This window comes from Collimonas sp. GW821-FHT02H07, from assembly GCF_059421505.1.
In genome coordinates this window covers 255,558-269,329 of sequence record NZ_JBWKVC010000003.1, presented here as the reverse complement: position 1 = coordinate 269,329, position 13,772 = coordinate 255,558, and the positions used below count along the sequence as shown (strand labels likewise).

At 59.6% G+C, this 13,772-nt stretch carries 12 protein-coding genes; 10 read left to right on the top strand and 2 right to left on the bottom strand.

What is annotated here, in order from left to right; translation table 11 throughout:
* The first annotated feature begins 115 nt into the window (after positions 1–115).
* From alaS to AC07V8_RS07255, 3 genes are all read left to right on the top strand, one after another.
* The gene (gene alaS / locus AC07V8_RS07265; protein WP_494679028.1) at positions 116–2,740 is read left to right on the top strand and encodes an alanine--tRNA ligase; all 2,625 of its coding nucleotides are present in this window, start codon (positions 116–118) and stop codon (positions 2,738–2,740) included.
* 123 nt (positions 2,741–2,863) lie between these two features.
* A complete protein-coding gene (locus AC07V8_RS07260) occupies positions 2,864–3,418 on the top strand; it encodes an NUDIX domain-containing protein (RefSeq protein ID WP_494679029.1) in 555 nt (184 codons plus the stop codon).
* 115 nt (positions 3,419–3,533) lie between these two features.
* Positions 3,534–5,123 carry a rhomboid family intramembrane serine protease gene (locus AC07V8_RS07255; protein WP_494679030.1) on the top strand — a complete coding sequence of 530 codons (1,590 nt, stop codon included), beginning with the start codon at positions 3,534–3,536 and terminating at the stop codon, positions 5,121–5,123.
* A gap of 8 nt (positions 5,124–5,131) precedes the next feature.
* Here the strand turns inward: AC07V8_RS07255 and AC07V8_RS07250 are convergent, their stop codons facing one another.
* A complete protein-coding gene (locus tag AC07V8_RS07250; protein ID WP_494679031.1) occupies positions 5,132–6,481 on the bottom strand; it encodes a hypothetical protein in 1,350 nt (449 codons plus the stop codon).
* Between the two features lie 275 nt (positions 6,482–6,756).
* Between AC07V8_RS07250 and AC07V8_RS07245 the strand changes: the two genes are divergently transcribed.
* The 4 genes from AC07V8_RS07245 to AC07V8_RS07230 all read left to right on the top strand — a co-directional run bounded on the left by AC07V8_RS07245 (position 6,757) and on the right by AC07V8_RS07230 (position 11,071).
* A complete protein-coding gene (locus AC07V8_RS07245) occupies positions 6,757–6,984 on the top strand; it encodes a sulfurtransferase TusA family protein (protein ID WP_038491550.1) in 228 nt (75 codons plus the stop codon).
* Positions 6,985–7,384: 400 nt separating this feature from the next.
* On the top strand, positions 7,385–8,137 hold the full coding sequence (locus AC07V8_RS07240; protein ID WP_494679032.1) for an electron transfer flavoprotein subunit beta/FixA family protein: 753 nt from the start codon (positions 7,385–7,387) through the stop codon (positions 8,135–8,137).
* Positions 8,138–8,227: 90 nt separating this feature from the next.
* The gene (locus AC07V8_RS07235) at positions 8,228–9,157 is read left to right on the top strand and encodes an electron transfer flavoprotein subunit alpha/FixB family protein (protein ID WP_494679033.1); all 930 of its coding nucleotides are present in this window, start codon (positions 8,228–8,230) and stop codon (positions 9,155–9,157) included.
* Positions 9,158–9,280: 123 nt separating this feature from the next.
* A complete protein-coding gene (locus AC07V8_RS07230) occupies positions 9,281–11,071 on the top strand; it encodes an acyl-CoA dehydrogenase (RefSeq protein WP_494679034.1) in 1,791 nt (596 codons plus the stop codon).
* 60 nt (positions 11,072–11,131) lie between these two features.
* On the opposite strand, the gene AC07V8_RS07225 is transcribed toward AC07V8_RS07230, so the two are convergent.
* Positions 11,132–11,551, bottom strand: a complete 420-nt coding sequence (locus tag AC07V8_RS07225) for a TM2 domain-containing protein (protein ID WP_494679035.1) — start codon at positions 11,549–11,551, stop codon at positions 11,132–11,134.
* A gap of 369 nt (positions 11,552–11,920) precedes the next feature.
* Between AC07V8_RS07225 and rpsP the strand changes: the two genes are divergently transcribed.
* From rpsP to trmD, 3 genes are all read left to right on the top strand, one after another.
* A complete protein-coding gene (rpsP, locus tag AC07V8_RS07220; protein ID WP_038491540.1) occupies positions 11,921–12,175 on the top strand; it encodes a 30S ribosomal protein S16 in 255 nt (84 codons plus the stop codon).
* Between the two features lie 59 nt (positions 12,176–12,234).
* Positions 12,235–12,798: a ribosome maturation factor RimM gene (gene rimM / locus AC07V8_RS07215; protein ID WP_494679036.1), complete on the top strand. Its 564-nt coding sequence runs from the start codon at positions 12,235–12,237 to the stop codon at positions 12,796–12,798.
* A gap of 68 nt (positions 12,799–12,866) precedes the next feature.
* Positions 12,867–13,616 carry a tRNA (guanosine(37)-N1)-methyltransferase TrmD gene (gene trmD, locus AC07V8_RS07210; RefSeq protein ID WP_211470261.1) on the top strand — a complete coding sequence of 250 codons (750 nt, stop codon included), beginning with the start codon at positions 12,867–12,869 and terminating at the stop codon, positions 13,614–13,616.
* The last annotated feature ends 156 nt before the right edge of the window (positions 13,617–13,772 follow it).

The window sequence follows — 13,772 nt, the reverse complement described above, 5'->3', positions numbered from 1 at the left end:
TAATCGAAGGTTTGCAAAAGTACCTATTTGGCAACGCCGCCTGGACCGGACCCCGGTTTCTTCGCGCTGCCGAATGTCGATTGCCTTTATTCCGTTTCATTTTTTGCCCAAGAACATGAACTCAGCCGAAATCCGCGAAAAGTTTCTCCAATTCTTTGAATCCAAAGGGCACACTATCGTGCGCTCGTCGAGCCTGGTCCCCGGCAACGATCCGACACTGCTGTTTACCAACTCCGGTATGGTGCAGTTCAAGGACGTGTTCCTGGGCACCGAAAAGCGCAATTACGTGCGCGCCACCTCGGTGCAGCGCTGCCTGCGCGCCGGCGGCAAGCACAACGACCTGGAAAACGTCGGCTATACCGCGCGCCACCACACTTTTTTCGAAATGCTGGGCAACTGGTCGTTCGGCGACTACTTCAAGCACGATTCGCTGGTCTGGGCCTGGGAGCTGCTGACCAAGGTGTACGGCTTGCCGGCCGATAAACTGTGGGCCACGGTATATGAAACCGACGATGAAGCCTACGACATCTGGCACAAGGTCATCGGCCTGCCGAAAGAGCGCATCGTGCGCATCGGCGACAACAAGGGCGCGCCTTACGCTTCGGACAATTTCTGGCAGATGGCCGATACCGGTCCGTGCGGCCCTTGCTCCGAGATTTTCTACGACCACGGTCCTGATGTCTGGGGCGGTCCTCCGGGCAGCCCGGAGCAGGACGGCGACCGCTACATCGAAATCTGGAACAACGTGTTCATGCAGTTCGATCGCCAGATCGATCCGAAAACCGGCGTCGCCACCCTGACGCCGCTGCCTAAGCAATGCGTCGACACCGGCATGGGCCTGGAGCGTCTGGCCGCAGTGCTGCAGCACGTGCACAGCAACTATGAGATCGACCTGTTCCAGCGCCTGATCAAGGCCGCCGTCCGTGAAACCAATGTCACCGACCTGGAAAACAATTCGCTGAAAGTGATCGCCGATCACATCCGCGCCTGTTCCTTCCTGGTGGTCGACGGCGTAATTCCCGGCAATGAAGGCCGCGGCTACGTGCTGCGCCGCATCATCCGCCGCGCGCTGCGCCACGGTCACAAGCTGGGCCAGACCAAGCCGTTCTTCTACAAGCTGGTCAAGGACCTGGTGCTGGAAATGGGCGCAGCCTATCCCGAATTGCCTGCAGCCGCCGAGCGTGTCGAGCAGATCCTGAAGCAGGAAGAAGAGCGCTTCGGCGAAACCCTGGAACACGGCATGAAGATTCTGGAGGCCGAGCTGCTCAAGAATCCGAAGAAACTGAGCGGCGCCACGGCATTTACCTTGTACGACACGTTTGGTTTCCCGCTGGATTTGACGGCGGATATCTGCCGCGAGCGCGAAATCGAACTGGACGAAGCCGGGTTTGCGACAGCCATGGAACGTCAGAAAACGGCGGCGCGCGAGGGCGGCAAATTCAAAATGACAGCGGCTGTGGAATACAGCGGCGACAAGACCCGTTTCGTCGGCTATGACGAGCTGGCGCATGAAGCCAAGGTGCTGGCCCTATATGTGGACGGCAGCGCGGTGCAGAAAATCGAGGCCGGCCAGGACGCCATCGTGGTACTGGACACCACGCCGTTCTATGCGGAATCAGGCGGCCAGGTAGGCGACTGCGGCGTGCTGGAAGCCGCCGGCGCGCTGTTCGCAGTGACCGATACGCTGAAAATCCAGGCCGAAGTATTCGGTCATCACGGCAATCTGCGCAGCGGTTCGCTGGCGGTCGGCGACAAGCTCAACGCCAAAGTCGATATCGCGGTGCGCGGCCGCACCATCCGCAATCACTCGGCCACCCACCTGATGCACAAGGCATTGCGTGAAGTGCTGGGCGCGCATGTGGCGCAAAAGGGTTCGCTGGTCGACGCCGGCAAGACCCGTTTCGACTTCAGCCATAACGCGCCGGTCAGCGCCGACGAAATCCGCCGCATCGAAGAAATCGTCAATCGCGAAATCCTCGCCAACGTCGCCACCGAAGCCAAATTGATGTCGTTCGACGATGCCGTCGGCGCCGGCGCCATGGCCCTGTTCGGCGAGAAATACGGCGATGAAGTGCGCGTCCTGTCGATCGGCACTTCGCGCGAATTGTGCGGCGGCACCCACGTCAGCCGCACCGGCGATATCGGCCTGTTCAAGATCGTCGGCGAAGGCGGCGTTGCCGCCGGCATCCGCCGCATCGAAGCGGTCACCGGCGAAGCCGGCCTGGCGCTGGTGCAAAGCCTGAGCAACCGCGTCAATGAAGCTGCCGCTGCGTTGAAGGCGCAGCCGGAAGAGCTGACCCAGCGCATCGCGCAGGTGCAGGATCACGTCAAGGCGCTGGAAAAAGAACTGAGCAGCCTGAAGTCGAAGCTGGCGGCGAACCAGGGCGACGAGCTGGTGCTGCAGGCGGTCGATGTCAACGGCATCAAGGTGCTGGCGGCGACGCTGGAAGGCGCCGACAGCGCCACCTTGCGCGAAACCATGGACAAGCTGAAAGACAAGCTGAAAACCGCGGCCATCGTGCTGGCGGCGGTCAAGGATGGCAAGGTCAGCCTGATCGCCGGCGTCACCGCCGACGCCACTGCCAAGGTCAAGGCCGGCGAGCTGGTCAACTTCGTCGCCCAGCAGGTCGGCGGCAAGGGTGGCGGCCGTCCTGACATGGCGCAGGCCGGCGGCACCGATCCGAGCGGCCTGGCGGCGGCCCTGCAAGGGGTTGCTGCCTGGGTCGGCGAGCGCGCATAAAGCGGGCGTAAACCAGCGCTCCTGAAAGCGGGGCCGGCAAAGCGGGAAGCATCAAATCGCAGTAGTATCGCGGATTGGTTCTTCCCGCTTTTTTCATTCTGTCTGCAATCAATAAAAACCATCATGAGCGAATTCAAGTTCTGTCCTGTGTGCGCCGCCTCGCTGATCCAGCGCGCCGATGAAGACGAGGGCGGGAAACTGCGGCTGGCTTGCCCTGAGGGGCACTGGACGCACTGGGACAATCCGCTGCCGGTGCTGGCCGCGATCGTCGAGATCGACGGCAAGATCCTGCTGGCGCGCAATGCGGCGTGGCAGGAGGGTATGTTTGCCCTGATCACCGGATTCATGGAACGCGATGAAACGCCGGAGCAGGGCGTTGCGCGCGAACTGAAAGAAGAAACCAACCTCGACGCCCAGCAGATCAGCCTGGTCGGCGTGTATGAATTCATCCGCAAGAATGAGCTGATCATCGCCTATCACGTCAAGGCCGCCGGCACGATCCGGCTGTCGCCCGAACTGCTGGAATACCGTCTGCTGGAACCAGCTGAATTGCGGCCGTGGCGCGCCGGCACCGGCCATGCCGTGGCCGACTGGATGCGGAGCCGGGGGCTGGCGGTGGAATACGTCGAGCGGCCGCTGTTGCAGCCGGCGCTGCCTGAAGCGGCCTTGAAAGCATGAGGCTGGATGTTTGGCCAGGCCGGAAGAAAGCCGATGCGTAAAAAATAACGGTGCCGGGTGGCAATGACTGGGTAAAATCACGCTATCGAAAATTCTGACCTGCTCCTGAGCCGCCATGCTGATCATCCCGGTAGACCGTAAGCCAGACTGGAGGCGTCCGCCGCTGGTCACGATCCTGCTGGTGCTGGTCAACCTGTTGATCTATTTCGGCATCCAGTGGAGCGAACGCAGCCATATGGAGCCGGCTGCCGAGTATTACCTGGCCGAGTCGCGCCTGCCGGAATTCGAATTCCTGGCCTATGCCCGTTTCCTGGAAAACCAGAACAAGCCGGAAGCAGGCGCCGCCATGCGCAAGGGACTGGAACGCTGGCGCCAGATACGGATGCGGACCGAGCTGGCCGCTGCGCGAGACGGCCGGCAGGCTACCCTGAAAGACTATCAGTCGCTGATCGAGCGCTGGTATGTGCTCGATGCCGACGGCAAATTCGGCGCCTTGATGCAGCAGCCCAAGCCGCCGCTGCTGGGCACCGTCGATGCCGACGACCTGGCGGAGTGGAAAGAGCAGCGCGAACACTACCTGACCATCCGCAGCCGCAGCTTCACCGAGCGCTATTCGCTGATCCCGGCGCAGGCCGGCGAACGGCCGCTTACCTTGCTCACCCATATGTTCCTGCACGCCAGCGTCGAGCATGTGCTGGGCAACATGGTGTTCCTGGCGATGGTCGGCTACGCGGTGGAAATCCTGCTGGGCGGCGGCTGCTACTTGCTGTTTTACCTGCTCTCCGGCTTGCTGTCGGCGGCGTTCTACCTGCTGTTCGAAGGCGACAGCATGGTGCTCTCGCTGGGTGCTTCAGGCGCCATTTCCGGCGTCATGGGCATGTACACGGTGCTGTACGGCTTGCGCAAGATCCGCTTCTTTTACTGGTTTCTGTTTTATTTCGATTTCTTCAAGGCGCCGGCGCTGATCATGCTGCCGATCTGGGTCGGTAAGGAAGCGTTCGACCTGCTGTTTGGCGGCCCCTCGAACACCAATTACTACGCCCATATCGGCGGCCTGCTGGGCGGCGCCCTGCTGGCCTTGATCTATCGGCTGCTGGCGCGCGGCAAGCTGGCGCAGGCGCATGCCAGCTATGTCTCCAACGGGGACGACGACAAGCTGCTGCGGAGCTTGCAGCAGAGCGCCTATGCCGCCCTGGCCCGGCTCGACTTCGAGCGCGCCCGGCGCGACTTCAGCAGCCTGGTCAGCAAGACGCTGGCGCAGCAGAAGGCGCCGCAGCCGGACTGGCTGCTGCAGCTGTTCAATCTATCGAAGGGGGCGCCGTCCTCGGCGGCTTTCCACAAAAGCGCCGAGATGCTGCTGAGCCTGCCGAAAGACCGCTTCGACGAAGAGAAAATCCATCAGGTGTATCTCGACTATGTCGCCAGCGCGGAACCGCGGCCGCTGCTCAGCAACGACCAGTCGCTGGCGGTAGCCCGGCGTTTCGCCATGAACGGCCAGCCGCAAACCGCCGCCGCCATCCTGCAGATCCTGCTGGTGACTGCGCGCCAGCACCAGCAGCTGCCGCAGTTGATACAGTTTGTCGCCCGCGGCTTCATGACAGCGGGCAGGAGGGACAAGGCGCAGCACTATCAGCAGCTGTTGCAGCGGCAGTTCCCCTTGAGCGAAGAAAGCCGCTGGGTCTCCAGTCCCGGCAACCGTTATTAAACTGTGCGTCAGGCAGGCTCAGAAGTCCGGCTCAGGCCCTCGATCACCGTTTTGTATTGCTGCGCATCGGCGGCGGCCGGGCTGCCCGGCCATTGTGCAATCACGTGGTTGAACAGCGTCAGGGCGCGCGCGTCCTGGCGCAGGTGGTCGGACAGCAGTTTGCCCGCCAGCACCAGCACCGCCGCCACATCCTTATGGCGCGGCGCGCGCTTGTGGAAGCCGGAGACAATTTCAAGCGCGATCTGATATTCGCGCACGCCGGCGGCAGCGGCGGCGATTTCCAACACATGGTCAGGATTCTCGATCTTGAATTCAGGATCGAGCCGGCGCGCTTGTTGCCAGGCCTCGCCTATGCGCCCGGCTTTCCCCGCGCGCGCCAGAGCGAACAGGTGGCGCGGCGCATATTCGAGCTGCTTGGCCTTGTCGCCCTTTAAGAGCAGCAGCTTGGCGTAGTGGGCCGACAGTTGCGGATTGAGCTGATCGTAGCGCAGTTCTTCCCAGATCATTTCCATGGCCAGATCGATATTGCCGTCGCGAATCAGCGCGCCGACCTGCTGCGCCAGGATGTCGTCGTCGCTCAAGGGACGGTTATTGCGGCTGCTGGCAAGCGCATTGATTTCAAAATTGCGGTCCGGCGAATAGCCGATCTCCTGATGGTATTGGTACATCGTATAACCCATCAGGTTAAAGCCGACCAGAGTGAAGTAAGCGCACGCGAAAATAGCCAGTGCGATCAGCACCGCGAGTGGCAATTTTCCGGCAAACAGCATGATGACAATCGGCGCGCATTGGCCTAGTATGAAACTAAAGACCCACAGCGCCAGATAGGGCCAGCCGCAGGCCTTGATCATCTTGAAGACCCTGAGCGGATTGATAGCGTCGCTGAAGCTGTGGGTGTAGCCGAGCACCATAACGCTGGCCGGCAGCATCAGGTTGGCGACGGCGGCTGCCAGCAGCCCCAGCATGGGATGGAACGAGGTCAGGACGCCAACGAAAAAGCCTTGCACGATCATGATCAGCAGCAGCTTGTACGGAGACATCTTGTGGACGTCGTCAGCCTCGTCAAAATCGGCGCAGCGTAAATTGCCAAGCGAGGTTTGTTCCAGGATGCGAAACGCCAGGCGCGTCAGGTCGATGGCAAAGCCGATGCCGACCAGGATCGCAATGGTAAGAATAAAGGGGGAGAAGCCGCCGTCCTCGTCGTTGCGGCCGAGCAGCCACAGGCCGGTGCCGATCAAGGCGTAGACTGCCGGGTGCCAGATCAGCTGGCCCTGCAGCGGGTAGAGGAAAAATTGAGGCAAGCGCTGCCAGAACGGTGTGATGTTGCTGAAACGCTTTTCACTATGGCTGTCCCGCATGCTTGTTTCCTCGGAATTTGTCACTAGGCGGGGGCTGGGAAGCCCGGCGACTGTGCTTGTTATTGTGTTTTATTGTGTTTGTATAGTGCGATACTTGTCAGTTGGATATTAGCATGTAGATGTGCGGAAAGATTGTGTTAAAGACATATTTGCTATTCGCCATGCTGTTGTAAAAATGATTGATGGCATGTTGCGATGCGTCAAACGCGGCATCGTTTGGAGTAGAATCAATAAATAGCAGCAAATGTTAAAAATCTTTACATTACGAAGTGGTTATGGAATTTAATAAAGAACTCGACGCCCGCGGTTTGCACTGCCCACTGCCGATTTTGAAAACGAAGAAGGCGTTGGCGGACATGCTGAGTGGAGAAGTACTGCGTGTGCTGGCTACCGACTCCGGTTCAGTGCGCGATTTCCAGGCATTCGCAAAGCAGACCGGCAATGATTTGCTAGAACAAAGTGAAGAAAACCGGGAATTCATTTTCTTCATGAAGCGCAAGTAAGCAGCCAACTGCTTGAACCTGCGCTTGTCTTTTCCTTGCTCATCGCGTCATTGTTGTGAACGATTACCGCACGGCCTGCGTTCTGTAGGCCGTACCTTGCTTGAACTGTTGCCTGCTTTTCCCTCCTCTGTCTTTTCTTTTCGCCGCCTGCATCCCAGGCCGGCAGCCGTATTCCCAAGCTGAACATTGCCTTGAACGTGTCTTGTTATACAAGATCCGGGTGCGATTAGGTAATTTGCTCTAAGATTTAATAGAACGATCGTGCTAAATTTCAGCGTCGAACCGAATTCTCTCTTATAATTCCCAATTGAGATTTACGTAAACGTTAACCTTGCGTCACCGCGACTATCCGCGTCAATTCAGGTTCCAGATTTTTTTATTTCAATAAAAAGGCATAACGATGAAAGTATTAGTACCAGTCAAGCGTGTCGTCGACTACAACGTCAAGGTACGGGTCAAGTCGGACGGCAGCGGTGTAGATATTGCCAACGTCAAGATGTCGATGAATCCGTTTGACGAAATCGCGGTGGAAGAAGCCACGCGCCTGAAAGAAGGCGGCAAGGTCACTGAAGTAATCGCGATTTCCTGCGGCGTCACGCAATGCCAGGAAACCCTGCGCACCGCGATGGCGATCGGCGCCGACCGCGGCATCCTGGTCGATACCGCAGACACCGACCTGCAGCCGCTGGCAGTGGCGAAACTGCTGAAGGCCGTGGCAGACAAGGAACAGCCGCAATTGATCATCCTCGGCAAGCAGGCGATCGACGACGATTGCAACCAGACCGGCCAGATGCTGGCCGCGCTGCTGGGCTGGCCGCAAGCGACTTTCGCATCCAAGATGGTGCTGGAAGACGGCAAGGTGACTGTGACGCGTGAAGTCGACGGCGGCCTGGAAACCATCGCCCTGACGCTGCCGGCGATCATCACCACCGACTTGCGCCTGAACGAGCCGCGCTATGTGACGCTGCCGAACATCATGAAAGCCAAGAAGAAAACTCTGGACGTGTTCAAGCCGGCCGATCTGGGCGTGGACGTGGCGCCGCGCCTGAAGACGCTGAAAGTGGTGGAGCCTGCCAAGCGCAGCGCCGGCATCAAGGTGCCTGACGTCGCCACGCTGGTCGCCAAGCTGAAGAACGAAGCCAAGGTCCTGTAAGCGCGGCAGACGCACTTACCGGACACTCATCAAGAACCAGGCGCAGCGCTGCAAGAATGCAGGCGCGCGTCAACAAAATCAGGAGCCCACATGACAGCCTTAGTCATCGCTGAACACGACAATGCCTCGTTAAAAGGCAGCACACTCAACACCGTTACCGCCGCCAGCCAATGCGGCGGCGACGTCCACGTACTGGTCGCCGGCAGCAACTGCGGCGCGGCAGCGCAGGCAGCAGCCCAGCTGGCCGGCGTCAGCAAGGTATTGGTCGCCGATGCGGCTTATTTCGCCGACGGCCTGGCGGAAAACGTCGCTGCCCAGGTACTGGCCTTGGCTTCCGCTTATAGCCACATCCTGGCCCCGGCTACCGCCTACGGCAAGAACATCCTGCCGCGCGTCGCCGCCCAGCTGGACGTCGGCCAGATTTCCGAAATCACCAAGGTCGACAGCCCGGACACTTTCGAGCGCCCGATCTATGCCGGCAATGCGATCGCCACCGTACAGTCGAGCGATGCGGTGAAAGTCATCACGGTCCGCACCACCGGTTTCGACGCCGTTGCCGGCGGCGGTTCCGCTGCCGTGGAAAACATTGCTGCAGCAGCCGACTTCGGCAAATCGGCCTTCGTTTCGCGCGAGCTGGCCAAGTCGGATCGTCCTGAGCTGACTGCCGCCAAGATCATCGTTTCCGGCGGCCGCGGCATGGGTTCGGCGGAAAACTTCAAGATCCTGGAACCGTTGGCCGACAAGCTCAATGCAGCGATGGGCGCATCGCGCGCTGCGGTCGATGCCGGCTTCGTGCCGAACGACTGGCAGGTCGGCCAGACCGGCAAGATCGTCGCCCCGCAACTGTACATCGCCGTCGGTATTTCCGGCGCCATCCAGCATCTGGCCGGGATGAAGGATTCCAAGGTCATCGTCGCCATCAACAAGGATGAAGAAGCGCCGATTTTTTCGGTGGCGGATTACGGCATTGTCGGCGACCTGTTCGAGATCGTGCCGCAACTGGTGGCTGAGCTGGGTTAAGCCGACGGGCCTTAGACGGGCGCCGCCAGCCGGCGCCTGTCGAAAATCGAATGCATAGGGGGTGGTAATGTGAATGCTGGCAGCGCCAGGTTCTCTTGCCACCCCGATTTTTAGGAGTAGCACATGAGTTATGTCGCCCCGTTGAAAGACATGCTGTTCGTGTTGAACGAACTGGCCGGCCTGGAGCAGGTCAGCACCCTGCCCGGTTGTGAAGATGCGACCCCGGAAACCGTGGAAGCAGTGTTGCAAGAGAATGCCAAGTTTTGCAGTGAGGTCGTGGCGCCCCTGAACCGTAGCGGCGATCAGGAGCCAAGCTATTGGCACGATGGCGAAGTCACCACCAGCAAGGGTTTCAAGGAAGCCTTCAAGGCGTTTGCCGAAGCCGGCTGGCAGGGTGTGCAGCATCCGGTCGAATTCGGCGGCCAGGGCTTGCCGAAGCTGGTGGCGACGCCTTGCATCGAGATGCTGAATGCCGCGAATCTTTCCTTCGCCCTGTGCCCGCTGCTGAGCGACGGCGCGATCGAAGCGTTGCTGACCGCCGGCAGCGATGAGCAGAAGCGCATCTATCTGGAAAACCTGGTGTCCGGCAAATGGACCGGCACCATGAACCTGACCGAGCCGCAGGCCGGCTCCGACCTGGCGCTGGTGCGCACCCGCGCCGTGCCGCAGGACGACGGTACTTACAAGATTTCCGGCACCAAGATTTTCATCACCTACGGTGAACACGATATGGCGGAAAATATCGTGCACCTGGTGCTGGCGCGCACGCCGAATGCGCCGGAAGGCGTGAAAGGCATTTCGCTGTTCATCGTGCCGAAATTCATGGTCAACGCCGATGGCACGCCGGGCGCGCGCAACGACGTCCATTGCGTTTCGCTGGAGCACAAGCTCGGCATCAAGGCCAGCCCGACTGCGGTGCTGCAGTTCGGCGACCATGGCGGCGCGGTCGGCACCCTGGTCGGCCAGGAAAACCGCGGCCTCGAATACATGTTCATCATGATGAACGCGGCGCGTTTTGCGGTCGGCCTGCAAGGCATCAGCGTGGCAGAGCGGGCTTATCAAAAGGCCGTGGCATACGCCAAGGACCGGGTGCAGTCGCGCGACCTGGCCGGCTCGGCAGGCGCCGTGACCATCATCCATCAGCCGGATGTGCGGCGGATGCTGATGAGCATGCGCTCGCAGATCGAAGCGGCGCGCGCGCTGGCTTACGTCACCGCGGCGGCGCACGACGCTGCCCATCACCACGCAGATGAAGCAACCCGCAAGGCCAACCAGGCGTTCTATGAATACATGGTGCCGGTGGTCAAGGGCTGGTCGACCGAGATCTCGATCGACGTGGCCTCGACCGGCGTGCAGATCCACGGCGGCATGGGCTTCATCGAAGAAACCGGCGCTGCGCAGTTCTATCGCGATGCGCGGATCCTGACGATTTATGAAGGCACCACGGCGATCCAGGCCAACGACCTGATCGGCCGCAAGACGGCGCGCGACGGCGGCGCTGTCGCCAAGGCGATCATCGCCCAGGTGCGCGCTACCCAGGCGGAACTGGCGGGCAGCGGCGCGGCCGACCTGGTGGCGATCGGCAAGCAGCTGGCCAGCGGCGCCGATGCGCTGGAGCAGGTGGTCAGCTATGTCGTCGACAACCTGAAAAGCGATATCAAGGGTGTGTTTGCCGGCAGCGTGCCGTACCTGAAGCTGGCCGGCATCGTGCTGGGCGGCTGGCAGCTCGGCCGCGCGGCGCTGGTGGCAAAGCGCAAGCTGGCCGAGGGCGCCGGCGACAGCGGCTTCTACCAGGCCAAGATCGGCACGGCGCGATTCTTTGCCGAGCATATCCTGTCCCAGGCCGAGGCTTACCGCATCTCGGTAGTCGAAGGCAGCAGCGGTGTGATGGCGCTGGCGGAAGATCAGTTCTGAGATCGCTTCAAGCGTAAAAAAAGCAGCCTCGGCTGCTTTTTTTACAGCTCAAGGCCATGTTCAACCGTAGGCGCCGCCGGTGTACATCAGGTCGAAGGTGCGCGCAATCGCGCCGATCAGGCCAATCGCGCCTACGCCCAGGGTCAGCACCACCAGCAGGACCACAAACCAGCTGGAGTCCGATTGCCGGCCGGAATCGGCATTGTATTTGACGTCCCATTTCTCATCCGGAGTCAGGCCGATGATCAGTGATTCCAGAAAGGCAATCAATCCGGAAACAATCAATGGTCCGAACAGGAATGCGGCCTGCTGATCCTTGCCCCATAGCCAGTAAGCCAGCAGCGAAATTGGCAAGGAAGCAAAATGCAGCCAGCCCCAGATATCGCTGAATCCCTTCAGGTAAAGCCGGTGCAGGCCGATGCTGCCGAATACAGTAGCGAGGAAAGTGGTGAGTGTCTTGTTCTTGTGGGGCGATGTCATTGGCGGGGAGTTGAGTGGTTTATCTGGTCCATGCGGCAAAAAAGCAAGGCAAAAGTACACAATTTGCCTCAAATACGGAAATTGCTAATATACTAGCGCCGTTATCGCTACTGATGTTGCCAACACGCATCGTAAGCATCGGACAGCGAATTGAGGGCTCAGTGTACAGCCTGTATCAATTGACTGTCACTGATAGCATCCACCCAGAGCGCCTGCTACTTGCTCACAGAGCAGTAGGGCGATTTTTACAGCCTGCACACCTTTTGACGTAGTGACGCCACACCGATGACCAGCTTTGGTTGCGGGGTAGGCATAATTTGCGTTATAATTTGCGGCTTTTTCCGTGTTCGAACACTTTTTGGAAACATTATGGTCGTTATTCGTTTATCCCGTGGTGGCGCAAAGAAGCGTCCTTTTTACAACATCGTAGCTACTGATTCGCGCAATCGCCGTGACGGTCGCTTCATCGAGCGCATCGGTTTTTACAATCCGGTAGCGTCTGGTGCTGAAGAGACTTTCCGTATTGCTCAGGACCGCCTGACGCATTGGCAAGGTGTTGGCGCGCAAATGTCGCCGACAGTTGCACGTCTGGTTGCTGACGCTGCTAAGAAAACTGCAGCTTAAGTTGGCCACTGAGTTTGCAACTGAGTCTGCAGCCTGAACCGTTGAGCGCGTTAGCAGAAATGTCGACCACAGCACAAGCCGGGGCAGCAATACCTTCGGATCTGGTCGTGGTCGGTTATATCACAGGCGCTTACGGTATCAATGGCTGGGTGCGGATCAAACCGTATTCGGCGGATGCAGATGCGCTGTTGCACGCCAAGACATGGTGGCTGGGCCGGCAGAATTCGCCGGAACTGCGCGATGTTGACATGCTGCAGGCGAAAAACCACAGTGGCGACATTGTGGCGCGCCTGATGGGCGTGGCAGGGCGCGATGCAGCCGAAGCGATGAAGGGCGCCGTGGTGCACATCCCGCGCAGCCATTTCCCGGCGCTTGCCGACGATGAATTCTATTGGGTCGATCTGATCGGCTCGGTGGTTGATAATCTGCAGGGCGAGCATCTGGGCTTGGTGGCTGATCTGATGGACAATGGCGCGCATCCGATTCTTCGGATTACCGTGCCGGCAGTCGAGGGTCAGGACAAGGCGGCGCCGGAATTATTGATCCCCTTCGTTGAGCAGTTCGTCAAGACGGTGGATCAGGCCGCAAAGAAAATCACGGTTGACTGGGGCCTGGATTATTAAATCCAGATGGTGTTCCAGGCAGCCGCAGTGGCAAACAAGATCGCAAGTGAAACAAGAAGGTGAGCGGTATGCAATTTGATGTCGTCACTCTGTTTCCCGAAATGTTTGCCGCATTGACGCAGTCGGGCGTGACCCGGCGCGCGTTTGAACAGAAAAGGTGTGAGCTGGCGTTGTGGAATCCGCGTGATTTCACTACCGACAATCATCGTACCGTGGACGATCGGCCTTATGGCGGCGGACCCGGGATGGTGATGATGGCAAAGCCGCTGGAAGCTGCGCTGGAGGCAGCCAAGGCGCGTCAGCTGCAGCAAAGCCTGCCTGCACCAAGAGTCATCTATCTGTCGCCGCAAGGCCAGCCATTGACGCATCAGCGCGTCATGGAATTGCGCAGCGAGCCGGGTCTGGTATTGCTGTGCGGTCGTTATGAAGCGGTCGATCAGCGCTTGCTGGACCGTTGCGTGGATGAAGAAATCAGCCTCGGCGATTTCGTTCTGTCGGGCGGCGAACTGCCGGCGATGGCCTTGATGGATGCGGTAATCCGGCAGTTGCCGGGCGTATTGAATGATGGCGCTTCGGCGGTCGAGGACAGTTTTGTCAATGGCTTGCTGGATTGTCCGCATTACACCCGGCCGGAGCAGTATGAAGGCGTGCCGGTGCCGCCGGTCCTGATGGGCGGACATCATGCCGAGATTGAAAAATGGCGGCGTCAGCAAATGCTGTCGGCAACCGCGAGGAAGCGCCCGGATCTGATTCAAAAGATACGCGCGGCAGGCTTGCTCAGCGCCGCAGATGAAAAGTTTTTACGGAATATGGGCTGAGCGCGCGAGCGTGCGGCCGCATCGAAGCAGCAAGCAGCAGTAAATAGTAGCAAACGGTAGTACCAAGGGGAGGCCAGCCGGCCACCTGTGTTTAACCCCATCCTCTACTGAGCAGCCTCGGCCAGCGGCCAAGGCAAAAAACGGCGTCAGCAAGAT